At 72.6% G+C, this 26,657-nt stretch carries 19 protein-coding genes; 13 read left to right on the top strand and 6 right to left on the bottom strand.

Going from position 1 to position 26,657, the window contains the following annotated elements; translation table 11 throughout:
- Positions 1 to 133 precede the first annotated feature (133 nt).
- Positions 134 to 1,876, top strand: coding sequence for a hypothetical protein (locus tag ACTVAJ_RS25400; RefSeq protein WP_470390787.1), 1,743 nt, complete (start codon positions 134 to 136; stop codon positions 1,874 to 1,876).
- A gap of 241 nt (positions 1,877 to 2,117) precedes the next feature.
- On the opposite strand, the gene ACTVAJ_RS25395 is transcribed toward ACTVAJ_RS25400, so the two are convergent.
- The gene (locus tag ACTVAJ_RS25395) at positions 2,118 to 4,091 is read right to left on the bottom strand and encodes an ATP-binding cassette domain-containing protein (RefSeq protein WP_470390786.1); all 1,974 of its coding nucleotides are present in this window, start codon (positions 4,089 to 4,091) and stop codon (positions 2,118 to 2,120) included.
- 452 nt (positions 4,092 to 4,543) lie between these two features.
- Here ACTVAJ_RS25395 and ACTVAJ_RS25390 point away from each other — a divergent pair, with 452 nt between their 5' ends.
- The 3 genes from ACTVAJ_RS25390 (at position 4,544) to ACTVAJ_RS25380 (ending at position 9,362) form a co-directional block, all read left to right on the top strand.
- Positions 4,544 to 5,254, top strand: coding sequence for a TVP38/TMEM64 family protein (locus tag ACTVAJ_RS25390; protein ID WP_470390785.1), 711 nt, complete (start codon positions 4,544 to 4,546; stop codon positions 5,252 to 5,254).
- A 142-nt stretch (positions 5,255 to 5,396) separates the two neighbouring features.
- Complete coding sequence (locus ACTVAJ_RS25385; RefSeq protein ID WP_470390784.1) at positions 5,397 to 8,633, top strand: acetyl-CoA carboxylase family protein; 3,237 nt, start codon at positions 5,397 to 5,399, stop codon at positions 8,631 to 8,633.
- 66 nt (positions 8,634 to 8,699) lie between these two features.
- A complete protein-coding gene (locus ACTVAJ_RS25380; protein WP_470390783.1) occupies positions 8,700 to 9,362 on the top strand; it encodes an HAD family hydrolase in 663 nt (220 codons plus the stop codon).
- Between the two features lie 154 nt (positions 9,363 to 9,516).
- On the opposite strand, the gene lon is transcribed toward ACTVAJ_RS25380, so the two are convergent.
- Positions 9,517 to 11,952, bottom strand: coding sequence for an endopeptidase La (lon, locus tag ACTVAJ_RS25375; RefSeq protein ID WP_470390782.1), 2,436 nt, complete (start codon positions 11,950 to 11,952; stop codon positions 9,517 to 9,519).
- Between the two features lie 167 nt (positions 11,953 to 12,119).
- On the opposite strand from lon, the gene ACTVAJ_RS25370 reads away from it, so the two are divergent.
- The 3 genes from ACTVAJ_RS25370 (at position 12,120) to ACTVAJ_RS25360 (ending at position 13,864) form a co-directional block, all read left to right on the top strand.
- Positions 12,120 to 12,458 (top strand): GatB/YqeY domain-containing protein, encoded by a 339-nt coding sequence (locus tag ACTVAJ_RS25370; RefSeq protein ID WP_470390781.1) that lies wholly within the window; start codon positions 12,120 to 12,122, stop codon positions 12,456 to 12,458.
- 108 nt (positions 12,459 to 12,566) lie between these two features.
- Complete coding sequence (locus tag ACTVAJ_RS25365; protein WP_470390780.1) at positions 12,567 to 13,058, top strand: GyrI-like domain-containing protein; 492 nt, start codon at positions 12,567 to 12,569, stop codon at positions 13,056 to 13,058.
- The gene (locus ACTVAJ_RS25360) at positions 13,055 to 13,864 is read left to right on the top strand and encodes a MerR family transcriptional regulator (protein WP_470390779.1); all 810 of its coding nucleotides are present in this window, start codon (positions 13,055 to 13,057) and stop codon (positions 13,862 to 13,864) included. Before ACTVAJ_RS25365 ends, ACTVAJ_RS25360 begins: the two co-directional genes overlap by 4 nt.
- Before the next feature lie 575 nt (positions 13,865 to 14,439).
- On the opposite strand, the gene ACTVAJ_RS25355 is transcribed toward ACTVAJ_RS25360, so the two are convergent.
- From ACTVAJ_RS25355 to mhpA, 3 genes are read right to left on the bottom strand one after another with little or no spacing between them, the layout of a single operon-like run.
- On the bottom strand, positions 14,440 to 15,462 hold the full coding sequence (locus tag ACTVAJ_RS25355) for a VOC family protein (protein ID WP_470390778.1): 1,023 nt from the start codon (positions 15,460 to 15,462) through the stop codon (positions 14,440 to 14,442).
- Positions 15,459 to 16,325, bottom strand: coding sequence for an alpha/beta fold hydrolase (locus ACTVAJ_RS25350; protein ID WP_470390777.1), 867 nt, complete (start codon positions 16,323 to 16,325; stop codon positions 15,459 to 15,461). The genes ACTVAJ_RS25355 and ACTVAJ_RS25350 overlap by 4 nt, the downstream gene beginning before the upstream one ends.
- 8 nt (positions 16,326 to 16,333) lie before the next feature.
- Positions 16,334 to 17,923 (bottom strand): bifunctional 3-(3-hydroxy-phenyl)propionate/3-hydroxycinnamic acid hydroxylase MhpA, encoded by a 1,590-nt coding sequence (gene mhpA / locus ACTVAJ_RS25345; RefSeq protein ID WP_470390776.1) that lies wholly within the window; start codon positions 17,921 to 17,923, stop codon positions 16,334 to 16,336.
- Positions 17,924 to 18,056: 133 nt separating this feature from the next.
- Between mhpA and ACTVAJ_RS25340 the strand changes: the two genes are divergently transcribed.
- From ACTVAJ_RS25340 to ACTVAJ_RS25315, 6 genes are all read left to right on the top strand, one after another.
- Positions 18,057 to 18,698, top strand: coding sequence for a TetR/AcrR family transcriptional regulator (locus ACTVAJ_RS25340; protein WP_470390775.1), 642 nt, complete (start codon positions 18,057 to 18,059; stop codon positions 18,696 to 18,698).
- The gene (locus ACTVAJ_RS25335) at positions 18,695 to 19,483 is read left to right on the top strand and encodes a 2-keto-4-pentenoate hydratase (RefSeq protein WP_470390774.1); all 789 of its coding nucleotides are present in this window, start codon (positions 18,695 to 18,697) and stop codon (positions 19,481 to 19,483) included. Before ACTVAJ_RS25340 ends, ACTVAJ_RS25335 begins: the two co-directional genes overlap by 4 nt.
- A gap of 10 nt (positions 19,484 to 19,493) precedes the next feature.
- Positions 19,494 to 20,453 carry an acetaldehyde dehydrogenase (acetylating) gene (locus ACTVAJ_RS25330; protein WP_470390773.1) on the top strand — a complete coding sequence of 320 codons (960 nt, stop codon included), beginning with the start codon at positions 19,494 to 19,496 and terminating at the stop codon, positions 20,451 to 20,453.
- The gene (gene dmpG / locus ACTVAJ_RS25325) at positions 20,450 to 21,481 is read left to right on the top strand and encodes a 4-hydroxy-2-oxovalerate aldolase (protein ID WP_470390772.1); all 1,032 of its coding nucleotides are present in this window, start codon (positions 20,450 to 20,452) and stop codon (positions 21,479 to 21,481) included. Before ACTVAJ_RS25330 ends, dmpG begins: the two co-directional genes overlap by 4 nt.
- Positions 21,478 to 22,548, top strand: coding sequence for an amidohydrolase family protein (locus tag ACTVAJ_RS25320; protein WP_470390771.1), 1,071 nt, complete (start codon positions 21,478 to 21,480; stop codon positions 22,546 to 22,548). The genes dmpG and ACTVAJ_RS25320 overlap by 4 nt, the downstream gene beginning before the upstream one ends.
- Positions 22,549 to 22,793: 245 nt before the next feature.
- Complete coding sequence (locus ACTVAJ_RS25315) at positions 22,794 to 25,328, top strand: MMPL family transporter (RefSeq protein ID WP_470390770.1); 2,535 nt, start codon at positions 22,794 to 22,796, stop codon at positions 25,326 to 25,328.
- 121 nt (positions 25,329 to 25,449) lie between these two features.
- Here the strand turns inward: ACTVAJ_RS25315 and ACTVAJ_RS25310 are convergent, their stop codons facing one another.
- Positions 25,450 to 26,112, bottom strand: coding sequence for a TetR/AcrR family transcriptional regulator (locus ACTVAJ_RS25310; protein WP_470390769.1), 663 nt, complete (start codon positions 26,110 to 26,112; stop codon positions 25,450 to 25,452).
- Positions 26,113 to 26,657: the final 545 nt, after the last annotated feature.

Genomic DNA, 26,657 nt, shown 5'->3' with positions numbered 1-26,657 from the left:
GGCGGGCAGGTCCGGGAGCCCCGGAACACCTGTGTACAGGACTTTCGGGGCATAGGTGACGGATATCGGCGTTCTCCGGATGCCGGCGGACCGGTGTCCCTAGGGTCGTTCGGAACGATCCCGAGGAGCGCTGATGTCCGTGACCGAACCGGCGGGCCGACCCCTGCCCCGCGACCCCTACCGGAACCTGGTCCTGCTCGCCCTCCTCACCCTGTCCGGACGATCCCACGCCCACGACCTCCTGGCCTGGTCGCACCGGTTGGTGTCCGACGCCCTGCCGTGGGGACGGCGCAACCCGCGCGCACACGAGTACCCCCGTGTGCGCCGCCGGGTCCTGCGCCGGGCGCTGCGTGCGCGCCGACCGCGCGGCCCGGCCGGGCTGCGGGTCTCCCCCGCGGGCGGCGCCGGCCACCTCGACCGGGCCCTGGCGCCCCTGGAGGAGCTCGACCCGGCCGCCCGTGCGGCCTTCGCCCTGCTGCGGGTGGAGGCGCTGCCCCGGGCGGAGGCCGCCGGCCTGCTGCGGTCCGCCGGGGCGACCGCCCCCGAGGACGCGCTCGACCGAGCGGCGGCCGTCCCCGGCGGGTTCCGGCCGCCCGACCCCACGGTGGTGCGGGTCAGCGGACGCGGCACCGTCCCCGGACGGCCCGTCCTGGCCTCGGCGGTCCTGGCCTCGGCGATCCTGCTCGCCCTCTGCCTGGGAGCGGTGGGTCTGACGACCGCCACGCCGCGCCCGGTGCGATCGGAGCCCTCCCCGCCGCCCGCGGCGACGGTCGTCACCGACGAGGGCTCCTGGCGGAGGAGTTTCCGGCTGGACCTGACCGCCTGGCACGCCCGGGGCGACTCCATCAAGGACACGGACCTGGTGGGCGAGGCGCTGACCGCCTGGACCGCGCACGCGGGACAGCGGCCGCGGGACCCGCGGCTGCTGTTCGCCGGACGGGTGGACGGCCGGCGCGTGGTGGTGCTGCACGACACCCCGTGGACCGCCCGGTACGCCCGGGGCGCCGACGGCACGGAGTTGGACGTGTTCCCCGACCCCGGCAACGGGGTGGCGAACTGGCCCGCGCTGCGCCTGTCGGAGGCCGCCGACGGCGTGCGCTACCTCCTGCCGCCGTGGGTGACCGAGGCGGCGTCGGCCTCGCTGGGCGCGCCGGAGGAGGGATGGTCCGAGGTGGGTCTGGACGAGCACGGCGTGACCGAGCCGCTGTCCGCCGACGGTCACTGCGGGGCCGGACCGGTGCTGCGCCTGCGGGCCCCGGACGTCGCGCACGGGCAGCCGTACACGGTGGCGGACCTCGGCGGTCCCGCCACGGCGCACCTCGGGTACATGCCGCCGCCACCGGCGCAGATCCGCCGGTTGGGGCCGCACGAGGTGCTGGACGACGAGCACGGGTTCTCCCTCTGGGGCCGGGTGAGCTGCGCGGGCGGCCCGCCGCGCGAGCCGGTGGTCACCGCGACGGCGTGGGAGTTCGCCACGCAGGAGCTGCCCGGCGGGGCCTCGGGGCGGTGGGTGTGCGTGCGCTACGGCACGCACGACGGAGGCGGTCTGGCCCGCGCGGTCCTGGTGGTGCGCACCGACGAGGGCACCGAGACGACCACGGTCGGGCGGCGCTCCGGCGGGTGGGGGTGCAGCAACCTCGACCGCCAGGTGGTGGCGGGCACATGGTGGCGCGCCCCCGGAGGACGGTGGCACTACCTGGCTGCGGCCTCGCGCGAGGTCGCCGAGCTCTCGGTGTCGGGCGGAGCGGCCGGGGAGGGCGACGGGCCGGTGCTCGCGGTGGCCGGACCGCGGCGCGGAGACGGGCCGCCCGCCGAGCCCGTGACGGTGCGCGCGATCGACGTGCACGGCGACGAGATGACGCCGTTCACCGGCTGACGCCTCCGGCCGCAGCCTGTGGTCTTCGCCCCCTGCCGTGTCCGACCCCGGTCACAGCTACACCCGGCGATCGCACGCACTGTGGTCCTGGCGACCGCGGCGGATCCGGCGTTGCCTCCTTCTCCGGACGCGGGAGCCGGATCACGGATGCGGTGGGAAGCCAGGGGAGCCGCGTCGGGGTGCGGGCCGGTCGCCACGCGCGACCGGCCCGCCCCGGTGGGCGGCGCGCAGCGGCACCCGGTCACACGTCCTGGTAGGCGCTGGCCTGCATCTCCCACAGCTCCCGGTAGTGGTCGCAGGTGGCCAGCAGCCGCTCGTGGCTCCCCCGAGCCAGCACCCGCCCCCGGTCCAGGACGACGATCTCGTCGGCCGGGCGCACCGACGCCAGCCGGTGCGTGATCAGCACGACCGTGGCCGAGGTCCGCGCGGCGTGCTCGTGCACCGACGAGAAGAACCGGTACTCGGCCCGCGCGTCCAGGGCCGAGGTGGGCTCGTCCACGATGAGCAGCGGGACGTCGTCGCCGTCGGCGCGGTAGAAGGCGCGCGCCGCCGCCAGCCGCTGCCACTGGCCCCCGGAGGGCTGCACGCCCTGGGCGAACGACTTGTCCATCAGCGTCTCCCACCCGTGGGGCAGGTCGGCCACCACGGCGTCGGCGTGGGTGGCACGCGCGGCGCGGGCCAGTCGGCCGGCTCCGAAGGGGGTGCCCATGACGACGTTCTCACGTGCGGTCATCGGCCAGTGGGTGTGGTCCTGGGCCATGACCGCGATGCGTCGGCGCAGGCTGGCGCCGTCCACGTCGGCCAGGTCGACCCCGTCCCACCGGATCCGGCCCCGGTCCGGTTCGTAGAGCCCCGCGAGCAGCTTGGCCAGGGTGGACTTGCCCGACCCGTTCTCCCCCACCAGCGCGTAGGTCCTGCCCCGCTCCAGGGTGAGGGTGACGTCGGCCAGCGCCGGGGGCCGCGGCGCGTCGTCGTCGGAGCCGTCGTCTCCCGGATAGGTGAACGTCACCCCCTCCACCTGGATCTGCGCGAACCCCTCCGGAGCCGGGGGCAGGGAGGCGGGCGGGGTCAGTCTCCGGGCGGTCTCGACCATGTCGAGGAAGTCGGCGAAGTACAGCCCCGACTCGTACACCCTGCTGACGGCGCCCAGGGCGGAGTTGAGCGAGCCCTGGGCGACGCGGATCGCGACCACCGCGGCGCCGCCGGCCGCGATCGGCACCACGCCCCGCACCATCAGCGCCCCGAGGACGGCGAACGCCGCCAGGGTGACCAGCCCGCCGAAGGCGGCCCCGCCCAACCGGATCAGGGAGGTGCGGGTGGCCAGGCCCATGTGGACGTCCAGTTCGCGCTCGCCGAGCCGGTCGAACTCGGTGCGCAGCACGTGCTCCATGGTGTAGGAGCGCACCTCGGAGGCGTTGTCGTCGTCCATCATCATCCGTTGCAGCAGCCACTTGCGGCGGCGCATGTCGGTCATGGCGAGCATGGCCCGGTACCGCAGCCGGGCCGCGGCCGCCGACCCCCACCACTGGGGCACCAGCGCCAGCAGCAGCAGAGGCACCAGGAGCGGGTGCAGGGACGCCAGCACTCCCGCGGCGGCGACGATGCTGACCAGGCCGGTGAGCACGTCGACGGTGCAGCGCACGAGGGCTCCGGACTCGTCGGTGCCGCGGGCGTAGCAGCGGAACACCTGGTCGTTGAAGGCGCTGGAGTCGAAGGCCGCGCGGGACACGCTGGTGGTGGCCTCGTTGAACGTGCGCTCGGCGGCCAGGACCACCTGGGGCTCCAACCGGGCCTGGGAGCGTCCCGCCAGGGTGGAGCAGAGGCCTCGCGCGACCATCGCCGCCGCCAGGAGGGCGAGCACCGGCAGGGCGCCCATGATCCGGTCGGGGGTGGGCGCGGCCGTGAACAGCCGCTCCAGCACGCGGGTGGTCATGACCAGGGCCCAGGCGGTGGCCGCCCCGGACCCGACGTTCCAGGCCACCGTGGCCAGCAGGTCGGCGCGGTTGGCCCGCCATCCCAGTCGGAGGGCGTGCGCGACGAGGGTCGGCATCCGGCGGCCCACCGTCACCCAGGTGGCCTTCGCGGCCTCCTGGGTGTAGGCGAGGTAGCGGGTGGGGGTGAGTTCGGCGTCCGCCGCGCCGGTGCCGTCGGGGGAGGTGCCGGGGACGGCGTCGGCCGGGTCCCGCGGGTCGGCGGTCTCGGGGGGCGTTGGCACTAGGCGGTCCTCCCAGGGGTGTGCGGGCCGGTCAGGGGCGCGAGGTGGCGATGTCGGAGCAACGGTGGTCCTCTCCCTCGGGGCGCATGGCCTGGACGGGAGACGATCATGACCGCTGGGACCGACCACCCGCCGCCGGCGTCGCGGTTGCGGTCCGTCCGGTTCCCCCGTCGCTCCCGCGGCGTGGCGGGGGAACCGGCTCCGGTCGGGGCCTGAGGACACCCTCGGTTCCGACACACCGACGAGAATCCGTGGGGATACCGCTCCCCCGGAACTGGGACTGGTGGGGTCGTCCTGGCGGGAGGGTGACGGGCGGGGCGGCTCCGCGGACTCCCGTCGGCGGCCCCGGGGGCCGCGCACGGTGGCGTAGGTTGGACGCCGGTGCGCGCCCGTCGTGCCGGGCCCGGGTACCGGGGAGGGGTCTGGAAGCGGTGGAGACGACTGGGCCGCGGATGCCCGACGAGGCAGGTCCGGGCGGCGGGTCGGCGGCGGCACCGCGGCGGTGGACCCGGGTGGCGGTCTTCGCCGTGTGGCTGGCGGTCGTCGCCGTGGCCGGTCGCCACGCCGCCGACCTCGCCGTGCTCAGGGACTGGATCGACGCGGCGGGGGCGGCCGGACCCGCCGTCTACCTCCTCGGCTACGTCGTCGCCATGCTCCTGCTGGTCCCGCGTCCGCTGTTGAACGCCGTCGCGGGCCTGGTGTTCACCACCTGGCTGGGTATCGCGGCCGCGCTCACCGGCGGGGTCCTCAGCGCTCTGGTCCAGTTCGGCATCGCCCGCCTCCTCGCCCGCGACTTCGTGGAGGCGCGGCTGCCGCCCGTGCTCCGGGCCCGCCTCGACCGCGCGATCGACCGGTACGGCCTCCTGGCGGTCATCCAGCTGCGCCTGTTCCCGCTCGTCCCCTTCTCCGCGGTCAACTACGGTCTGGGCGTCACGGGGCTGCGCGCCGTCCCGTTCGCCGTGGGGACCGCGCTGGGCGGCCTGCCCGCGACCGCTGCTCTCGTGGTCCTCGGTGAGAACGCCGCCGACCCGCTGTCCCCGGCCTTCCTCGCCTGCGTCGCGCTGCTGGCCGTGCTCATGGTCGTGAGCAGGGCGGTCGGCGTGTACGGCCGGCGGTCGGAGCGCGCGCGCACGTCCTCCCGGGGCGCGGCCGGGACGGGGTGAGCCGCCCGGGACGGTCACACCCCTTGACACGGCCCCGGGCGACCCCCATCATCATACCGACCAGACGGTATGCCATAGGGGTCAGCGCCGCCTCCCAGCACACGCTCACGGCCTCCGGTCCACCACACGAAAGGTCGCCATCGTGACCGCCGTCCTCATCGCCAACCGCGGCGAGATCGCCGTCCGCGTCATCCGTGCCGCACGGGCCCTCGGGCTGCGCACCGTCGCAGTCCACCCGCGGAGCGACCGTGCCGCCCTCCACACGCGGTTGGCCGACGACGCGCACGAGCTGACCGGCGAACACGGTTACCTCGACGCCGACCAGCTGGTCGCGATCGCCCGACGCACCGGCTGCGCGCTGGTGCACCCCGGCTACGGGTTCCTCAGCGAGAACGCCGGGTTCGCGCGACTGTGCCACGAGGCCGGGCTGACGTTCGTCGGCCCCTCCGCCGAGGTGCTCGCCCGGCTCGGCGACAAGGCCCGAGCCCGCTCGCTGGCGCGGTCACAGGACGTGCCGGTCCTGCGGGCCACCGACGCGGGGACGACCCCGGAGGAGGCCGGGACGTTCCTGCACGGCCTCGGCCCCGGCGCCGCGGTCATGGTGAAGGCGGCCTCCGGCGGCGGCGGGCGCGGCATGCGCGTGGTCCGCCGTGCGGAGGATCTGGCCGAGGCGTTCGAGCGGTGCCGCTCCGAGGCCGCGCGGGCGTTCGGCGACGGCGACCTGTACGTGGAACAGCTGCTCGACCCCGCGCGGCACGTCGAGGTGCAGGTGCTCGGCGACGGCACCGACGCGGTCAGCCACCTGTGGGACCGGGAGTGCTCCGTCCAGCGGCGGCACCAGAAGCTGGTCGAGGTGGCGCCGTGCACCTCTCTGCGACCGCGGGAGCGCGCGCCGCTGCTCGACGCCGCCTGTCGGATGGCGTCCGCGGTCGGCTACCGCGGTCTGGGCACGTTCGAGTTCCTCGTCGACGCCGCCGACCCCGCGCGCTGGTTCTTCCTGGAGGCCAACCCCCGGGTGCAGGTCGAGCACACCGTGACCGAGGAGGTCACCGGGGTCGACCTCGTGGTGGCCCAGTTGGAGACGGCCATGGGCCGCACGCTCGCCGACCTCGGCCTCACCCAGCCGGAGGTTCCCGAGCCGCGCGGCGTGGCCGTGCAGGCCCGGGTGAACCTCGAACGCCCGGACCGCGACGGCACGGCCCGGGCCGCGACGGGAACGGTGGAGGTCTTCGAGGTGCCCACGGGGCCCGGCGTGCGGGTCGACACCCACGGGCACGCGGGCCTCGTCGCGGACGGCGGGTACGACCCGCTGCTGGCCAAGGTCGTCGTGTCGGCGCCCCGGGGCGGACTCGACCGGGCGGCCGACCGGGTCGGCGCCGCGCTCGCGGAGTTCCGCGTCGAGGGCCCCGACACGAACATCCCCCTGCTGCGCGCGATCCTGGGCCACCCGGTGTTCCGCGCCGGCGCGGCCACCACCCGATTCGTCGACGACCACCTGGCGGAGCTGCTGCCCGACCTCTCCGGGGAGGAGGCGTCCGCGGCGCGGCCCGCGGACGCGGCCGACGTGCTCGCCCCCCTGGCCGGTACGGTCGTGGCCGTGCCGGTCGGGGCCGGTGACACGGTCGCCGCGGGCACGCCGCTGGTCGTGCTGGAGTCGATGAAGATGGAGCACGTCGTCACCTCCGGCCGTTCCGGCACCGTGCGCGAGGTGCGCGCCGAGGTCGGCGACACGGTGGGCGAGGCCCGGCTGCTCGTGCGGCTGGACCCCGACGGGGCGCCGGTCGGGCGCGCCGGGGCCGAGGAGGAGACCGACCCCGGCCTGATCCGGCCCGACCTGGCCGCCGTCGTGCAGCGGCACGCGTTCGGCCTCGACCAGAACCGCCCCGACGCGGTGGCCCGGCGCCGCCGTATCGGCCGTCGGACCGCCCGGGAGAACGTCGCCGACCTGTGCGACGACGGCTCGTTCACCGAGTACGGCGCGCTGGCCGTGGCCGCCCAGCGACGGCGCCGCGCACTGGACGACCTCGTCGCCAACACCCCCGCCGACGGCATGGTCACCGGGGTCGGCCGGGTCAACGGGGCCCTGTTCGGGGAGTCCGCCCGGTGCGTGGTGATGTCCTACGACTACACCGTGCTGGCCGGAACCCAGGGCTACACCAACCACCGCAAGACCGACCGGATGCTCGCCCTCGCCGAACGGCAGGGGATGCCGGTGGTGCTGTTCGCCGAGGGCGGCGGCGGACGCCCCGGCGACACCGACACCACCACCGCGTCGGGCCTGGACGTCACCACCTTCTCCACCATGGGGCGGCTCAGCGGCGCCGTCCCCACCGTCGGTATCGCGTCGGGCCGCTGCTTCGCGGGCAACGCGGCGCTGCTCGGCTGCTGCGACGTCATCATCGCCACCCGGGACGCGACGATCGGTATGGGCGGCCCGGCGATGATCGAGGGCGGCGGCCTGGGGCGGTACCGGCCCGAGGAGGTCGGCCCCACCTCGGTCCAGGTCCCCAACGGCGTGGTTGACGTCCTGGTGGAGGACGAGGCGGCCGCGGTCGACGCGGCCCGCCGCTACCTGTCCTACTTCCAGGGGCCGGTGGAGACCTGGACCTGCGCGGACCAGCGGCGGCTGCGGCACGTGGTCCCGGAGAACCGGGTCCGGGCCTACGACGTGCGCGAGGCGGTCCGGCTGCTGGCCGACGACGACTCGGTGCTCGAACTGCGCCCGGAGTTCGGCCGGAGCGTGGTCACGGCTCTGGTCCGCGTCGAGGGCCGCCCGGTGGGGCTGGTCGCGAACGACCCCGCGCACCTGGGCGGGGCCGTCGACGCGCCCTCGGCGGACAAGCTGGCGCGGTTCCTCCAGCTGTGCGACGCGCACGGGCTGCCCGTGGTCTCGCTGTGCGACACCCCAGGGTTCATGGTCGGCCCGGACGCCGAGCGCACCGCCACCGTCCGGCACTTCGGGCGGCTGTTCGTCGTCGGCTCCCACCTCCGGGTGCCCGTCCTGGCGGTCGTGCTGCGCAAGGCCTACGGGCTCGGCGCGCAGGGCATGGTCGGCGGCGGTTTCCGGACACCCGCCGCCACCGTGGCCTGGCCGACCGGCGAGGTCGGCGCCATGGGACTGGAGGGAGCGGTGCGCCTGGGGTACCGGCGCGAGCTGGAGGCGATCGGGGACCCGGCGGCCCGGCGGCGGGCCTTCGACGAGCTGCTCGCCGAGCACCACGACCGCGGCAGGGCGGTCAACGCCGCCGCCGTCTTCGAGCTCGACGACGTGATCGACCCCGCGGACACGCGCCGCTGGATCACGGCGGCGCTGCCGCCCGCACCGCCCGCACCGCGACGGGACCCCGGCGCCGCACGCCGGTTCGTGGACACCTGGTGAGGAGAGGAAGAACGTGGACATCGAGGAGTACCCGACCGGCCCGCACACCCGGCGAGGAGTGATCCGATGACCGGCGAGCGCCAAGTCGACGCCGTCGTGTTCGACTACGGCGGCGTCCTCACCGGACCGGTCCGGGACACGATCGGCGCCTGGATGGCATCCGACGGGATCGACCCGGAGTCGTTCACCCGCGCCCTGAGGGCCTGGCTCTCGCGCGACGCCCCGGAGGGCACCCCGATCCACCGGTTGGAGACCGGGGAGCTGTCCGTGGCGGAGTTCGACGCGCTCCTGGCCGCCCGACTCGGCACCGTCGACGGGCGGCCGGTCGACCCGAACGGCCTGCTCGGGCGGCTGTTCGCCGGCATGCGCCCCGACCCGGCGATGTACGCCCTCGCCGAGGAGCTGCGCGACCTGGGCGTCCGGGTGGCGCTGCTGTCCAACAGCTGGGGCAACACCTACCCCCGGGAGCGCATCGACGCGCTCCTCGACCCGGTCGTGATCTCCGGGGAGGTCGGCCTGCGCAAGCCGCACGCCCCGATCTACGAGCTGACCCTCGACCGGCTCGGTCTGCCCGCCGACCGCGTGGTGTTCGTCGACGACGCCGAACCCAACGTGCTGGGCGCCCGGGCGGTCGGCATGCGGGCCGTTGCGCACACCGGCGCCGGGTCCACCCGGGCGGCCCTGGCCGCACTCGTCCCCGACCTGCCGGGGCGGTCACCGGCCGGGTGAGGGGTCCGGTCCGGCGCACCGGCCGCCGCGCCGGGCCGCGGGCGGCACCGTGACGCGGACGGCGGGCGCGTCCACGGAAGGAGCCGCCCCGCGGGTCCCGGCTTCGGGGCCCGCGGGGCGGCGGGATCACGGGTCGGGCCGCGGCGGCTCCCGGTCAGACCCGGACCGAACGCGACGCGTCCCCGCCGGTGGCGGCGGGCGAGGGGTGAGCGGGTTCCAGCGCCAGCTCCAGCACCCGGCGCACGTCGCCGACCGCGTGCACGGTCAGCTGCTCCAGCACCTCCTCCGGAACGTCGTCCAGGTCGGGCTCGTTGCGCTCGGGGATCAGGACCGTGGTGATCCCCGCCCGGTGCGCCGCCAGCAGCTTCTGCTTGACGCCGCCGATCGGCAGCACCCGGCCGGTCAGCGAGACCTCACCGGTCATCGCCACGTCCGCGCGCGCGGGCCGCCCCGACAGCAGCGAGGCCAGGGCGGTCGTCATGGTGACGCCCGCGCTGGGCCCGTCCTTGGGAACCGCGCCCGCCGGAACGTGCAGGTGGACACCGCGGTCCTTGAGGTCGCCCACCGGCAGCTCCAGTTCGGCGCCCCGGGCGCGCAGGTAGGACAGGGCGATCTGCGCCGACTCGCTCATCACGTCGCCGAGCTGGCCGGTCAGCGTCAGCCCGCCCGCCCCGGACTCGGGGTCGGCCAGCGACGCCTCCACGAACAGGACGTCTCCCCCGGCCCCGGTCACCGCCAGACCGGTGGCCACGCCCGGAACCGAGGTCCGGCTCGCCGACTCCGGCGTGTGCCTCGGCCGTCCCAGGTAACCGCGCAGGTCCTCGGCCTCCACCCGGACCGGCACCTCCCGCTCTCCCAGGGCCGCGGCCGAGGCCACCTTGCGCAGGATGCGGGAGATGGTGCGTTCCAGGCCGCGCACACCGGCCTCGCGGGTGTACTCCGCGGCCAGCGACCGCAGCGCGTCCTCGGTGACCTCCACCTCCGGCACACCGTCGTCGGAGACCAGCCCGGCGCGTTCGACCTGCCTGCGCAGCAGGTGGTCGCGGGCGATCGCGACCTTCTCGTCCTCGGTGTAGCCGTCCAGCTCCACCAGCTCCATCCGGTCCAGCAGCGGGCCGGGGATCGTGTCCAGGGCGTTGGCGGTGGCCAGGAACACCACGTCCGAGAGGTCGAGGTCGACCTCCAGGTAGTGGTCGCGGAACGTGTGGTTCTGCGCCGGGTCCAGCACCTCCAGCAGCGCCGCCGTGGGGTCGCCGCGGAAGTCGGAGCCGACCTTGTCGATCTCGTCCAGGAGCACCACCGGGTTCATCGAACCGGACTCCCGGATCGCCCGGACGATCCGCCCGGGCAGGGCGCCCACGTAGGTGCGGCGGTGGCCGCGGATCTCGGCCTCGTCCCGCACGCCGCCGAGCGCCACGCGGGTGAACTTCCGTCCCATGGCGCGCGCGACCGACTCACCCAACGAGGTCTTTCCGACCCCAGGCGGGCCGACCAGGGCGAGCACGGCGCCGCTGCGGCGCCCGCCGATGACGCCCAGTCCCCGGTCCGCGCGGCGCTTGCGCACGGCCAGGTACTCGGTGATCCGCTCCTTGACGTCCGTCAGGCCCGTGTGGTCGGCGTCCAGGACCTCGCGGGCCCCGGCGATGTCGTAGGCGTCCTCGGTGCGCTCGTTCCACGGCATGTCCAGGACGGTGTCCAGCCAGGTGCGGATCCACCCGGACTCCGGCGAGGAGTCTCCGGCCCGCTCCAGCTTGTCGACCTCGTCCAGCGCGGCCCTGCGGACGTGGTCGGGCAGGTCGGCCTCCTCCACCCGCGCCCGGTAGTCGTCCTCCTCGCTGCCGGGGCGGCCGTCGAGCTCGTTGAGCTCCTTGCGGATGGCCTCCAGCTGCCGCCGCAGCAGGAACTCGCGCTGCTGCTTGTCGACGCCCTCCTGGACGTCGCGGTCGATGCTCTCGGTGACGTCCAGCTCCGCGAGGTACTCACGGGTCCACTCGGTGAGCAGGTGCAGGCGGTCGAGGACGTCGTAGGTCTCCAGCAGTTCGAGCTTGCGCCCGGCGTTCAGGAACGGCGAGTAGCCGCCCCGGTCCGCGAGCCAGCTGGGGTCGGTGATCTGCTGCACGCCGTCCAGGACCTGCCAGGATCCGCGCTTGTGCAGGTAGGTGGTGAGCAGCGACTTGTACTCGCGGGCCGCCTCCAGCACCCTGCCCGGGTACTCGCCCTGCGGCTCGGTGTGCACGGTGGCCAGCACCCACAGCGCCGCGCCGGGGCCGGTCGTTCCGCTGCCGACGCGGGCCCGGGCCGTGCCTCGGAGCACGGCCGCGGGGGTTCCCTCGGGGGTGCGTCCGACCTGTTCGACGATGCCGACGGTGCCCACGGCCGCGTAGGAGCCGTCCACCCGCGGCACGATCAGGACCTCGGGCCCCTTCGCGGAGTCACGGTGACCGCCCGACCGCGCGACGGCCTGCGCGGCGTCGACGGCCGCGCGCACCTCGGGTTCGGTCATGTCGACAGGTACGACCATGCCCGGCAGGACGACGTCGTCGTCGAGGGGAAGCACCGGGAAGGTCACGCTGGCGGGAGTCTCACTCATGAATCCTCCTAGTTGAGTTAAACAGACTCAATAAAAAGGAGTCCGATTATCTTCCCATCCACGTGTTCGCCCTCAGCGATCACCCCGCACGGCCGTCGGCGCGGGCGGTCCGGGGCCACCGGATTAATCGGTTGAGGCGGGTGTCACCCGCCCCTAGCATCGGGGCCATGTCAGTTCGCGCCATGCTCAGACGAGACCTCCGACAGGCCATGCGGGACCGGGACCGGGCCAGCGCCTCGACCCTGCGGGCCGTACTGGCCGCCATCGACAACGCCGAGGCCGTCCCGGCCGACGACCACGGCCCGGCACAGCCCGCCACCGGCCTCGCCCGGGACGTGCCCCGCCGCGAACTGTCCGAGGCCGACATCACCCTGATCGTCCGGGCCGAGAGCGACGAGCTCCGCGGCGCGCTGGAGGGCTACGAGGCGGCCGGTCGGACCGCCAGGGCCGCGGAGCTGCGCACCGCCCTGGAGCTGCTGGACCGCTACGCCCCGCGCCAGGCGTGATGACCGGCGAGATCGTCTCCCGGCGGTCCGGCTTGACCCTGCCCCTGGGGGAAGGTGTCGGCTGGTCCTGACCCACCCGAACCACGGGTGGCGACCACGAGGAAGACGATGAGCGCATTCACCGTCGAGCAGCGGGCCGAGCGCCCCTGGGTCGGCGTCTCGATGACCGCCGAACTCGCGCACTGGGACCTGGTGAACGCCCACGTCCCGCGGATCTACGGCGCCCTGGCCGAGGCGGGCGGGATTCCGCGGGGCGGGCCGATCTACCAGTACCACCGCCTGAAGACGGCCGCGGACCCGATGGACATCACGGTCTGCGTCCCCGTACCGGCGTGCCTGGAGATCGGCGACGGGTTCACCACCGGAACGATCCCGGCCGGCCGCTACCTTCTCGCGCGCCCGCAGGGCGGCCCGGACGTGCTCGCCCGGACCCACCAGGACATGTGGGAGTGGGCGCAGGTGCAGGGTCTGGAACTGGCGATCGACGAGCGGGCCGACAGCATCCACTGGCACGCGCGCACCGAGCAGTTCCTCACCGACCCGCAGTCCGAACCGGATCGGAGCAGGTGGGCCGTCGAGGTCGCATACTTGCTGAAATGAGCGACACCGACGCGAGGCTGTCGATCGGGGAGTTCAGCCGACTCACGTGGCTCTCCCCCAAGGCGCTGCGCCTGTACGAGCGGCGCGGGCTGCTCCTGCCCGACGCCGTCGACGCGTACACGGGATACCGGCACTACCGCCCGTCGCAGGCGGAGCGCGCCCGCACGATCGCGTTGCTGCGCCGCGTGGGCATGCCGCTGGAGCGCATCGGCGCGATCCTGGACGCCACCGCCGACGAGCGGCGCGAGCTCCTGGACGCGTACCGCACCGACGCGGTCCGTGCGCACGAGCGCGCGGTCGCGCTGCTCGACAGCCTCGCCGTCGGTCTCCTCCAGGACGGGTCGGCATCCGCGCAGGACACTCCGGAGGTGTCGAGTCGCGACGTTCCGGAGCAGCCGTTCGTCTCGCGGACGGTGCGTACGACCGCCGCGGACCTGCCCCTGCACATCGAGCGCGCCGCGGCCGCGCTCTCGCAGCGGGCCGGTGCGGCGCCGGACCGGCCGCGGCCCCTGGTCGTGGTCTACCACGGCGAGGTGAGCTGGGAGTCGGACGGGCCCGTGGAGGTGCGCGTGCCCGTCACCGACCGATCGGGCGCGGACGGCGTCGAACCCGCCGGATCCGAGCTGTTCGTCGACGTGGCCTACGGCGAGGTCCAGTTCCCCACCATCCTGCGCGCGTTCGACGCGGTCCGCGACGCCGCGACGCGCCACGCGCGCCGCCCGTCCGGATCGCCGCGCGAGATCTATCTCGACGGTGACCCGTTCCGGTGCCAGGTCGCCCAACGCTACGTCCGGACCCGCGGCTGACACGGACACGGCGTGCCGAGGCGCGGCCCTCTCCCGCGCGAAAGGTCGAACGCCGGTAGCGCGACGGCGCGCGGGCGTGTGCGAGGCCGGGTGTTCTACTGTCGGCCGAGACGGTCGCGCCCGCGGGGGCGCGGGCGACAGGATGGCCACCATGCGACCGACCTTCGCCCTCGTGCACAGTCCGTCCGCGGGCCCCTCGACCTGGCGCCCGGTCGCCCGACACCTGGCGGCGGCGGGAGACCGGGCACAGAGGGGGGCGATCCTGGCACACACCACTGTCTCGGTCTCACTCGCTACGAGACATCCTTCGTGCCGGGTGTGATGAAGGCACTGGTGTGACGGGAGGCGATCCCAGCACATGCCAACGGCCTCTATCGCGTCCGGCACCAAAGCCACCGAAGGTGGCGGCGGGACGCCCATCCGGCGGACGCCAACGACGCTCATCCATGAGGAGAGGGCGGGAAAAGCCACACCGCTGGGGGACACCGTCAAGCCCCCTCCCACGGGCATGGCAGAGGGGAGGCGGGCGGTGGCGGCCCTGGGCGGATGTGTGCTCCGGGGCCCAGGGAACCGGATCAGTCGTCGGGGAGGCCCGTCCCGCTGAGCTGCGGAACGGTGTCCTCGCGGTGGGCCAGGGAGAGGGCGCCCCGGCGGAACTGTTCGAGCTTGTCGGTGATGGTCTGGCCGACCGGCTTGTGCCCCCAGATGCTGATCCCCTGGTGGGTGGTGGGCTCCCAGGTGTCCTCGTCGATCACGATGGGGGCCCAGCCCACCTCCCACTCGAACCCCGAGGGGGTCTGGGCGTAGTAGGAGAGTTCCTTGTCGTTGGTGTGCTGGCCCACGGCCAGGGCCATGTCGAAGCCGAGTTCGCACACCCGCTCGTAGCTGTGCGCCAGGTCGTCGAGTTCGGCCACCTGGATGTTGAGGTGCTGGACACGGGTGCGGATGGGGTCCAGGGCCAGGCCCTGTGTGGCGGCGACGGCGATGGAGTGGTGGCGCTCGTTGACGCGCAGGAAGCGGATCTTGAGCTTGGCGCCGCTGATGGTCTCGTCGATGTAGTCGGTGAGCCGGGCGTCGAAGACGTTGTTGAAGTACCCGCGGATCTGCGCGGGCTTGGTAGAGGTCAGCGCGATGTGGCCCATCCCGCTCTCGCCGGTGACGAACCCGGCGGAGCGCATGTCCAGCGGTTCGGAGGACAGCGTCGGGGTGGTGTAGATCTCCTGGGTGATGCCCTTGGGTCCGCGGAAGCGCAGCAGGCGTTCGACTCCGCGCAGGGCGGCCTCGTGTTCGGTGCCCTGGACCAGGGGCACGCCGTGGGCCCGGATGCGGGCTTCGATGCGCTCGAAGGCGGTGTGATCGTCGATGTGCCAGCCCACAGCGACCACGTCCTCGGCTGGGCCGCGCCTGAGCAGGAAGCGGCATTCCTGGTCGTCCATGCGGAACCGCAGGTGGTCGGAGTCGAGGCGGTCGGCGTGCATACCGATGGCGTCGGTCCCGAAGCGGTGCCAGTCGGCGAACCTCTGCGTCTCGATGACGATGTATCCGAGGTGGACGGCCCCGAAAATGGAGGGGCCCCTCAGGTCGGCCGGGATGTTCATCGGTGTCCTCCCAGGAAGTCGGCGCAGATGCGGTTGAACAGCCGCGGCCGTTCCCACTGCACCCAGTGGCCGGTGTTGGCGATGAGGTAGAGGTCGCAGTTGGGCATGCGCTCGGCGAGCATGCGGCCCCCGCCGGGCCGGTTCACCTTGTCTGCGGCTCCCCAGAGCACGAGGGTGGGGACCGGGAGCCGACGCAGGCGCGGGTCGCGGGTGAAGTCCATCCGGACCAGGGTGCGCAGGGCGCCCGGGCCGGAGGGGCGCTGCAACGGTGGCGAGGCGACGACCTCGGGGTCGATGCTCGCCCGGTAGCGCTCTTCAACGGCCTCGTCGGGGACCAGGGCCGCGTTGAAGACCAGGTACTCGCGGATGAACTTCTCCAGCTTGCGCCGGGAGGGGCCGGTGCCGGTGTAGTAGCCCAGCAGTGTTTTGAGGCCGGCGGTGGGCAGGGTGCGGGTGGTGCCGACACCGCCGGGCCCCATGAGGACCATGCGGTCGACGCGTTCGGGGGTGTCCAGGGCCAGGCGCAGGGCGCAGGCGCCGCCGTAGGAGTTGCCGACCAGGTGGGCCTTCTCAATGCCCAGGGCGTCGAGCGTGCCGCGGATGTGGTCGGCGAGGTACCCGAAGGGGTCCCGGCCGTCGATTCCCTTGGTGCTGCGTCCGTAGCCGGGCAGGTCCGGGATGATGACCCGGTGGTGTTCGGCCAGGGGTGCTATGTTGCGCGCGTAGTTGGACAGCCCCGAGGCCCCGGGGCCGCCGCCGTGCAGAAGTACGACCGGGTCCCCCTCCCCGGTCTCGGCCACGAAGATCTTCTTTCCGGCGACGTCGAGCAGCCGCTCCTGCATGGCCGGTGTTGTGGTCGTCATGGTGTTCCTCATTCGTTGACGGCGGGTACGGGGCGGGGGGCGGGGGGCGGGGCGAATCCCGGTGGGGGCACGGGCAGCGGGCCGCCCGCGCGGGCCGCGGCGTAGACGAAGCCGTCAGGGCGCAGGGCCACCGTCGTGACGCGGTGGCGGGCCATCCAGTCCCACAGCACGTTCTGCTCGTCGACCACGGTGCCGGGTCCGGGTGCCGGTGCGCGGCCGGCGGGGGTCACGGTGATCGACGGGACGCCCAGGGGGTCCCAGGCGGGCTGGGGCCGTCGGACGCCCGCGTGCACCAGGGACCAGCCGTTCCCGAGGAGTTCGTCGAGCAGGATGCCCTGCCCGTCGTGGGAGGTCACCCGGGGCTGGGGGATGCGGCGCCGGTCGGCCGAGGTGCGCACCGGTGAGCTCCAGCCCTTGGGGTAGCGGGCCTCGGGGATCCAGCAGGCCCGCTGGGCCGTGCGGTTGAGGCGGTCCACACGGCTTAGCCCGCGCAGCAGCGGGTTGCGCACGCGGGCCAGGGCGCGGGAGCGCTCGGTGATGATCCGCCCGACGAAGACGGCCCGGTCGGTCACCCCCTTGACGTGGGGCTTGCGTTCGTCCTGGTAGGTGTCGAGCAGGGTCTCGGGAAGCTCTCCGTGCAGGACCGCGGCGAGCTTCCAGCACAGGTTGGCCGCATCGCGCACGCCGGCGGCCATACCCTGGCCGATCCAGGGCGGCATGGCGTGGGCGGAGTCCCCGGCGAGGAAGATCCGGCCGGAACGCCAGCGGTCGGCGAAGCGGACGTGGTGGCTGTAGACGGTGGCGCGCAGGATCTTGACATGCTCCTCACCGATGCCGTAGCCCTCCAGGAGTTCCCAGATCGTCTCGTCCTGAGTCAGGCGGGCCTCGTCCTCTCCGGGCAGGACGGGGAACTCCCAGCGATGGTGGCCCAGGGGTGTGGGGCAGTCGACCGCGGGCCGGTCGGGGGCGCAGTGGAACCGCAGGCGGTCGTGGCCCTCCCAGGGGCGGATCATCTCGGTGTCGATGACCACCCAGCGGTCCTCGTAGGTGCGGCCCTCGTAGCCGATGTTGAGCTGGGCGCGGCTGAGGCTGGATCCGCCGTCGGCGGCGATCACGTACCGGGCGCGCAGCCGGTTCAGGGTCTGCTTCCGCAGGTCGGCGAGGGTCAGGGTGACGCCGTCGGTGTCCTGGGACAGGCGCAGGCACTCGTGTTCGAGCAGGACCTCCACGTGGGGGTAGCGGTCCACACCCCGGCGGAGCACCTCCTCCAGGGCGGGCTGGTAGATGAACATCTGCGGCGGGTGGCCGTGGCCGCGCGGGGCCAGGTCGGCGCGGATGAAGGAACGGCCGCGTTCATCGACGAAGTCGATGGGCCGATCCGCCAACATGTCCTCCTTCAGGCGTTCGGCCAGGCCGACGCCCTGCCAGATGCGCATGGCCTCCTCGTCGGTGGAGATGGCGCGGGCACGGGAGAACACCGAGGCGTCGCGTTCGATCACCACCGTGCGCACCCCGAGCGCGCCCAGCAGGTTGGCCGCGGTCACCCCGGTGGGGCCGTAGCCGATCACCGCCACGTCATAGGGCTCTTCACTGCTCACTGGTCCACCTTGCTGTATCGATCACTCTAGTTGTAGTGACCATTCCAATTGGAGTGATCGATACGTTAAGGTGACATGACCTGGTCGGTCAAGAGCGACCAGACGGACGACCAGACGAAGAGGAGGTGACCCGGTGGGTGAAACCACACGTGGACGCCGTCGGCGTGCCGACGGCGTGGAATCGCGCAAGCGCATCCTCGACGCCGCCGTCGAGATCGCCGGAGAGCGCGGGTACGAGGGGACGTCCATCGCCGCGGTCAGCGCCAAGTGCGGTCTGCCCGCCAGCTCGATCTACTGGCACTTCGAGAACAAGGACGACCTGATCGCCGCGGTGATCGAGCGCAGTTTCGACGCCTGGCTGGGCCAGGTACGGCTCCCCGGAGAGGAGACCGGCACACCGCGCGAACGCGTCGTGGCCATGGTGCGAGCCGTGGCCAAGTCCCTGGTCAACGAGCCGGACTTCCTGCGGCTGGGACTGATGCTGGCCATGGAGCGCCGCCCCCAGGAGCCCCGGGCCAGAGAGATGTTCCTCCGGGTCCGCGGGATCGCCCGCACCCGGATCGCCGAGATGGCCCGCACCCTCTACCCGGCGCTGGAGCAGGAGCGGATCGAGCGCCTCGTCATCCTGGCCCTGGCAGGCGCGGACGGGTTGTTCGTGCATTACCAGATCAGCGATGTCGAACTGGACCTCGTCGAGGTGTTCGAGGACTACGCCCACATGGTGATGGACCGGGCCGAAGGACTCATGGCGATGACCGAGGAGGAGACGAAGTGACCCTGGACGATGCGGCATGGAGCGCAGCGGCTCGCACACTGTGGCAGGCGGAGGCCGAAGTACGCCCGGTGGAACCCCTGAGCCGCACCTACCCGGGGCTGGAGGTGGCCGACGCCTACGACATCCAGCTGCGCAACGTGACCCGCCGTCTGGGGGACGGTGCGGGCCTGGTCGGCCACAAGGTGGGGCTGACCTCCGCCGCCATGCAAGAGCTGCTGGGCGTCGACGAACCCGACTTCGGCCACCTGCTCGACGACATGGTGGTCCAGGACGGCGGTGCGGTGCGGGCCTCCCGGTACTGCGCCCCCCGGGTGGAGCCGGAGATCTGCTTCCTGCTCTCCCGTGGGCTCCGCGGCCCGGACGTGACCCGCGAGAAGGTGTTGGAGGCGACCGAGGCGGTGGCCCCCGCCCTGGAGATCGTGGACAGCCGCATCCGGGACTGGAAGATCACCCTGGCCGACACCGTGGCCGACAACGCCAGCTCGGCCGCGGTGGTCCACGGACCCTGGGTCCCCCTGGAGAAGGTGCCCGATCTGGCGGAGGTGTCGGTGGAGCTGATCGTGGACGGTGCGTCCGCCGCCACGGGATCTGGGGCCGCGGTCCTGGGGCACCCCGCCGACGCGGTCGCCTGGCTGGCCAACACCCTCTGGCGCTTCGGAGCCGACCTGCGCCCCGGACAGGTGGTCCTGCCCGGCGCGATGACCACCGCACCCTTCGTCACCGCCGGGCACAGGGTCGAGGCGCGCTTCGACATCCTGGGCGCGGTTTCGGTGTCCTTCCTCTGAGGAGTCCGCGATGACCACTCCCCCTTCTCCGATGCCGGTCGCCATCATCGGATCGGGCAACATCGGCACCGACCTGATGATCAAGATCCACCGCTCCCCGGGCCCGCTGACTGTCGCGGCCTTGGTCGGCATCGACCCCGCATCTGACGGCCTGGCGCGTGCCCGGCGGTTCGGCGTCGCCACGACCACCCAGGGGGTGGACGGGCTCCTGGCCCTGCCGGAGTTCTCCGACGTGCGCCTGGTCATGGATGCGACATCGGCGACCGCCCACCGCGCCAACTGGGCGGCGCTGGCCCCGACCGGGGTGCGGATGCTGGACCTGACGCCGGCGGCCATGGGCCCTTACTGCGTCCCGGTGGTCAACCTGGATACCCATCTGGCCGAGCCCAACCTCAACATGGTCACCTGCGGCGGCCAGGCCACTGTCCCGATCGCCGCCGCCGTCGGGCGGGCCGCGCCGGTGGCCTACGCCGAGATCGTGTCCTCGATCGCCTCGCGCTCGGCCGGGCCGGGAACTCGCGCCAACATCGACGAGTTCACCGAGACCACCTCCGCCGCCCTGCGCACGGTCGCGGGCGCGCGACGCAGCAAGGCCGTCATCGTCCTCAACCCGGCCGAGCCGCCCATGCTCATGCGCAACACCGTCTACTGCCTGGTGGAGGGGGACTGCGACCACGACGCCATCGCCTCCTCCGTCCTGGCCATGGCCGAGCGGGTACGCGCCTACGTACCCGGCTACCGGCTCAAACAGGACGTCCAGTTCGAGACCTTCGGCCGTGGGAACCCGCTGCACACCCCGTGGAACCCGGTGTTCACCGGGACACGGGTCACCGTCCTGCTGGAGGTCACCGGCGCCGCGCACTACCTGCCCGCCTATGCCGGGAACCTCGACATCATGACCTCGGCGGCGGTGGCCACCGCCGAGCGCATCGCACTCACCACGCCCACCATCGCGGGAGCGGAACGATGACCGACCTCTACATCAGCGACGTCACCCTGCGCGACGGCATGCACGCCGTCCGGCACCGGTACACCATCGCCCAGGTCACCGCCATCGCCGCCGCGCTGGACGCCGCCGGGGTGGACTCCATCGAGGTCGCCCACGGCGACGGCCTGGCCGGGTCCTCCTGCGTCTACGGGTTCGGCGCCCACACCGACCTGGAATGGATCGAGGCCGTCGCCGCCACCGTCACCCGGGCCAGGGTCGCCACCCTGCTCCTTCCCGGGATCGGCACCGTCCACGACCTGCGCCGGGCCCACGCCGCGGGTGCCTCCGTCGTACGGGTGGCCACCCACTGCACCGAGGCCGACATCTCCGCCCAGCACATCGACGCCGCCCGTGGACTGGGGATGGACACCGTCGGCTTCCTCATGATGAGCCACATGGCCGAGCCCGACGAACTGGCCCACCAGGCCAAGCTCATGGAGGGCTACGGCGCCACCTGCGTCTACGTCGTCGACTCGGGCGGGGCCCTGACCATGGACGGCGTCACACGGCGGGTCGCCGCCCTGCGCCGTGAGCTGGATCCGGTCACCGGAATCGGCGTCCACGCCCACCACAACCTCTCCCTGGGCGTGGCCAACTCCATCGCGGCCGTGGAAGCGGGGTGCCTGCGCGTCGACGCCTCACTGGCCGGGATGGGGGCCGGTGCCGGGAACGCGCCCCTGGAGGTGTTCGTCGCCGCCGCCGACCGGCTCGGCTGGAAGCACGGCTGCGACCTGTTCGCCCTCCAGGACGCGGCCGACGACCTGGTCCGCCCCTTGCAGGACCGGCCCGTCCGGGTCGACCGGGAGACCCTCACCCTGGGCTATGCGGGCGTGTACTCCAGTTTCCTGCGCCATGCCGAGGCGGCCTCCGAACGCCACGGGGTGGACGCCCGCAGCCTGCTCGTCGAGGTCGGCCGACGGGGGCTGGTCGGCGGCCAGGAGGACATGATCACCGACATCGCACTGGACCTCCTCCCGGCGCGAGCGGCATCGGACGGGGGACGGTCATGATCGATCTGCGTGTGGACGTGCACCAGCACGTCATCCCGCCCTTCTATCGCGAAGCGCTGGAGAAGACCGGTATCGACAGTGCCGGAGGCCGGGAGCTGCCCGAGTGGAGTCCCGAGGCCGCTCTGGAGGCCATGAAGACCCTGGGAACGGCCACGGCGATCCTGTCGGTCTCCACCCCGGGAACGGGCTTCATCGCCGACCCCGGCGAAGCGCGGACCATGGCGTCCCGCCTGAACGACTTCTGCGCCGACCTGCACGCCGGGCATGAGAAGCGGTTCGGGTTCTTCGCGACCCTGCCCATGCCCGATGTGGCGGCCGCGGCGGCGGAAGCGGTCCGGGCCCTGGACGAACTCGGGGCCGAGGGTGTGACGCTGCTGGCGAACTCCTGCGGCACCTACCTCGGCAGCCCGGGGCAGGAGCCGCTGTGGGAACGGCTGAACGAGCGCGGCGCGACCGTGTTCGTCCACCCCGCCGACCTGCCCGGGCCGTCGGTGGAGGGCATCCCCGCGTTCGCGGCCGACTTCCTGCTGGACACCACCCGCGCCGCCTACCTGCTGGTACGCAGCGGGGTCGTGCACCGCTACCCCGACATCCGCTTCATCCTCAGCCACGCCGGAGGGTTCCTGCCCTACGCCTCGCACCGCATGGCGGTGGCCCTGGCCAACGACACCGGCCGCACCCCGCTGGAGGTCCTGGAGGACTTCCGCGGCTTCTACTTCGACACCGCGCTGTCCTCCAGCCCCGCCACCCTGCCGACCCTGCTGGCCTTCGCCCGCCCCGGGCACGTCCTCTTCGGCAGCGACTGGCCCTTCGCGCCCCTGGCCGCCGGGCGCTACTTCACCGCGGCCCTGGACAGCGCGGTACGCCCGGATCTCGCGGTGGCGATCGGCCGCGGCAACGCCAAGGCCCTGCTGTCCCGCCTCCCCGCTCCGCCCGCCCCGGCGGCCCTCCTCTCACGGGTGCGGGACGGCGCGCAGCGCAAGGCCGCGCAGTGGGTCTTCCGGCTCATGCAGCCGCCCGGACCGCACCACGGCGGGCACCGCTCCCCCCGTACCGAGAGACGGTAACCGAACCCTCGCGACGGGCGTCCCGACCAGACCGCCGGGGCGCCCATCGGCATGCCCGCATTACCTCGGATTCACGACGCCGGAAAGAGCCCGTCTGGTGATCTTGGACACAAAAGCGCAGATGGACGCCGATGCGCGCACAACAGGAGCGAAAAATATGATGAAATCATCATGTTTGATGGAATCGTCAGAAATATTCTCTCGGGTGCTTCCAGCCTGAGACGACAGAGCACGGGGCCGACACCATGGCAACACTCCTGTACCGCCTGGGAAAGTTCTCCTACAGGCACCGATGGCCGGTCATCCTCGCCTGGATCGCCCTGATCGCGGTCCTGGGCACGGCCGCCTCCGTCTTCCGCGTACCGGTCAGCGACTCCTTCTCGGTCCCCGGGACCGAGGCGCAGGACACCGTCGACATGCTCCAGGAAGACTTCCCCGAACGCAGCGGAGGCCAGGCCACCGTCGTCCTGGAGGCACCGGACGGGGACGACGTCGCGTCCCCGGAGTACGAGGACGCGATCCGTGACACCGCCGAGCTCGTTGGGGGCATCAACGGTGTCGAGTCGGTCACCGATCCCTTCGCACTCCGGCAGGAGGGCTACGAGACCGCGCTGCACAGCGACGAGGTCCGTTCCGCCCTGATCGAGGAGGGCATGGTCCAGGCCCGGGAGCAGTACGACTCCGAGCTCGCGGCAGCCGAGGACGAGGCGGTGGAGCAGGCCCGTGCCCTGGTCGAGGCCCGGCTGTCCGAGGGTGCCCCGGGGCGCGAGGAGGCCCTGGAGCAGGCCGAGGAGCAGGCCCGCGAACAGGTGCGCCTCCAGGCCCCGGCCTTCGACGAGGACCAGGCGGCCTCCCAGGTCGAGGCCGAGGTGGATCGGATGATCGAGGAGGACGACCTCCCCCAGGAGGCGCGCGAGGAGATCGACGCGCAGGTCCGCGAGCAGATCCCCCTCTTCTCCGAGGACGGCACCACCGCGCTGCTCCAGGTCCAGTTCACCGACCCCGACGGGAGTGTTCCCCCCGAGACCGTGGACGCGCTCCTGGACAGCGGGGGCGAAGCGGAGCAGGCCGGGCTCACCGTCCGATTCAGCGGCCAGTCGATCTCCGTGGCCGAGATCTCCGGTCTGCACGGCAGCGAGAGTGTCGGCCTCCTGATCGCCCTGGCGGTCCTGGTCCTGAACTTCGGTGCCGTGGTTGCGGCCGGCATGCCGATCCTCATGGCACTGGTCGGCGCCGGAGCGGGGATGGCCCTGATCTACGCGCTCTCACAGGTCATGGAACTGTCCAGCACCGCACCGCTGCTGGCACTCATGCTGGGCCTGGCCGTGGGCATCGACTACAGCCTGTTCATCCTGGCCCGCCACCGCCAACAACTCCTGGAGGGGATAGACCCACAAGAGTCCACCGGCCGCGCCATCGGCACCGCCGGAAGCGCGGTCGTCTTCGCCGGAACCACCGTGGTCATCGCCCTGCTCGGGCTGGCCATCGTGCAGATCCCCTTCCTGACCGTCATGGGTGTGGCCGCGTCCGTCACCGTGGCCTTCGCCGTCCTGATCGCCATCACACTGCTGCCCGCGGTCCTCGGCCTGCTGGGCGAGCGCATCCGCACCGGGCGGGTACCCGGTCTGGGCGCCCGCGCGGAGAAGGCGCTGACCTCCGAGACCACGATGGGGTCGCGCTGGGCCGCGATCATCACCCGCCGACCGCTGCTGCCCGTGATCGGTGTCCTGGCGATCCTCGGTGCGGCGATGCTGCCGATCCAGGACATGCGTCTGGGTCTGCCCAATGCCCAGACCAGCGCGCCCGACAGCACCCAGCACCAGGCGTACGACATCATCACCGACAAGTTCGGAGAGGGCTACAACGCCTACCTGCTGGTGACGGTCGAGTCCGAGGACGGCGACGCCGCCGAACAGGTCCGTGCGGAACTGGAGGGCCTCGAAGGCATCGAGGACGTCCAACCGCCGGTGTACAACGACGCCGAGGACACGGCCATCGTCCTCACGGTGCCCCGGAGCGGTCCCTCCGACGAATCGACCGAGGAACTGCTGCATGACATCCGCGAGGCCCGTTCGGGCTGGGAGGGCGACACCGGCGCGACGATCTCCGTCACCGGCGCGACCGCGATGAGCATCGACACCTCCGACCGCCTCGCCGACGCCATGCCCCTGTTCCTCGTGGTCGTGGTGGGCCTGGCGCTGGTCCTGTTGACTCTGGTCTTCCGCTCGATCCTGGTACCCGTCAAGGCGGCGCTGGGGTTCGTCCTCAGTATGGGAGCCGCGCTGGGTGCCACGGTGGCGGTATTCCAGTGGGGGTACGGGGCCGACCTTCTGGGGGTGACCCCGAGCCAGACCATCCTGTCGTTCCTGCCGGTCGTCCTCATCGGCACGCTCTTCGGCCTGGCCATGGACTACGAGGTGTTCCTGGTCAGCCGGATGCGGGAGGACTTCGTCCACAGCGGCCGGGCCCGTCATGCGATCGTCACCGGTTTCCGTTCCAGCGCCCGGGTGGTGGTGAGCGCGGCCGTCATCATGATCGCGGTGTTTGCGTCGTTCGTCTTCAGCGACAACACCACCATCCAGCCCATGGCCTTCGCCCTGGCGGTGGGTGTGCTGGTGGACGCCTTCCTGGTCAGGATGACCCTGGTCCCCGCCGTGATGTCCCTCTTCGGCAAGGCCGCATGGTGGCTGCCCCGGTGGTTGGACCGGGTTCTGCCCAACGTGGACATCGAGGGCGAGAAACTGCGCGCCGACGGAACGACGGCGCGGGGCACCGAATGAAGTACGATCCCGGCCCCCGGCACGCCGCCGACCGCGGAGCGCCGTGACCGGGAGGACGGTGTGGGGGTGGTCTCCGTGCGGAGACCACCCCCACAACTCTCTCGGAGTGAGCCGGTCCGGGTCACTCATCGAGGCGGTAGAGGCCGCTCGTGTCCAGCTCGGGCAGCGGGCTCCGAGCGAGTTCCCGGGCCTCCTCCGCCTCCAGGCCCAGCATGCGCAGCAGGTCCTCGGTGACCTGATCGGTGGCCTCGGCATCGTCCCGGTCAGGCCTCTCGTGCAGGAAACGACCCAGGATCAGGGCCGCACCCGCGACCACGACCATCGCCAGCTCCGGGTCTGCGATCGAGAAACGCCCGCGCTCCTTGGCCGCGGTGATGTCGCGCCGGGCACGCGGCGCCAGTCCGAAGCGGTCCGCCGCCAAGGCGAGCCCGTCGCTGAGCAGCACTCTGCTGATTTCGGGTTCCTTGCGGTGCAGGCGTCCGGTGAGCCGGAAACTCCGGGCGAAAACCTCGGCCGGATCGTCGAGGTGGTCGGTGAGGCCGTCGAGGAACGCGCCGTGGATCTCCAGCGTCTCCTGGAAGGCGGCCAGGAAGAGCTCCTCCTTGCTTTGGAAGTGGTTGTAGAACGATCCCATGCCGACGTCCGCCGCCTGGGTGATCTCCAGGACCGGGGCGTGCACCCTGTTCTGGGCGATGAAGGTGCCGGCCGCGCGGATGAGCGCCGCCCGCGTCCGGGCCTTGCGACGCTCCGAGCGGCTGCTCTGGTCTTGCCTGTCCTGGGGCATGGTGTCGGCTCCACTTCTCTGCATACTCTTCCGCAAACAATAGTATCGTCACTTATGACGAAAACATCAGAAGTGCAAGCCACGGCGCCACTCGCTGGAACCCGCGCCTCCCGCCTCCTGGGCAGGCGCCCGCCCCATGGTCACCCGTTCGGCACAGCCAAGGACTTTCTCGCAATGCCGGGAATCTTTCACGTCGAGAGTGCGGACTGAGTCCTCATCCACACCTTGGAGCCCAAAGCAGGGATCTTTGGAGGTGCCATCGGACGCCGCCAGCCAGCGGTGTGTGCTCCGTTTATGCTCCGCAGTTCCGTACTGACACGACACCGGGCAGCACCACACGGTCTCAGACGACACGGCGGATCGGATGGGGTGACATGAAACGGTACGAAGCGACACGTGGCGGCACGCATTAACCGGACTTCTCATCCGATGGCAACGACAGGATCCCGGTGCCTCCTGGGGGCGCACCGAACCGACCAGGGATGTGCCCCCGGAGGGTGCACACCTCGCAGCGGAACGCGGGGCAACGCGGCACCACCGGGGCG

The sequence above is a fragment of the Nocardiopsis sp. KDC1DS13DA1 genome (genome assembly GCF_055632325.1).
This window is presented reverse-complemented; position numbering and strand designations above follow the sequence as displayed.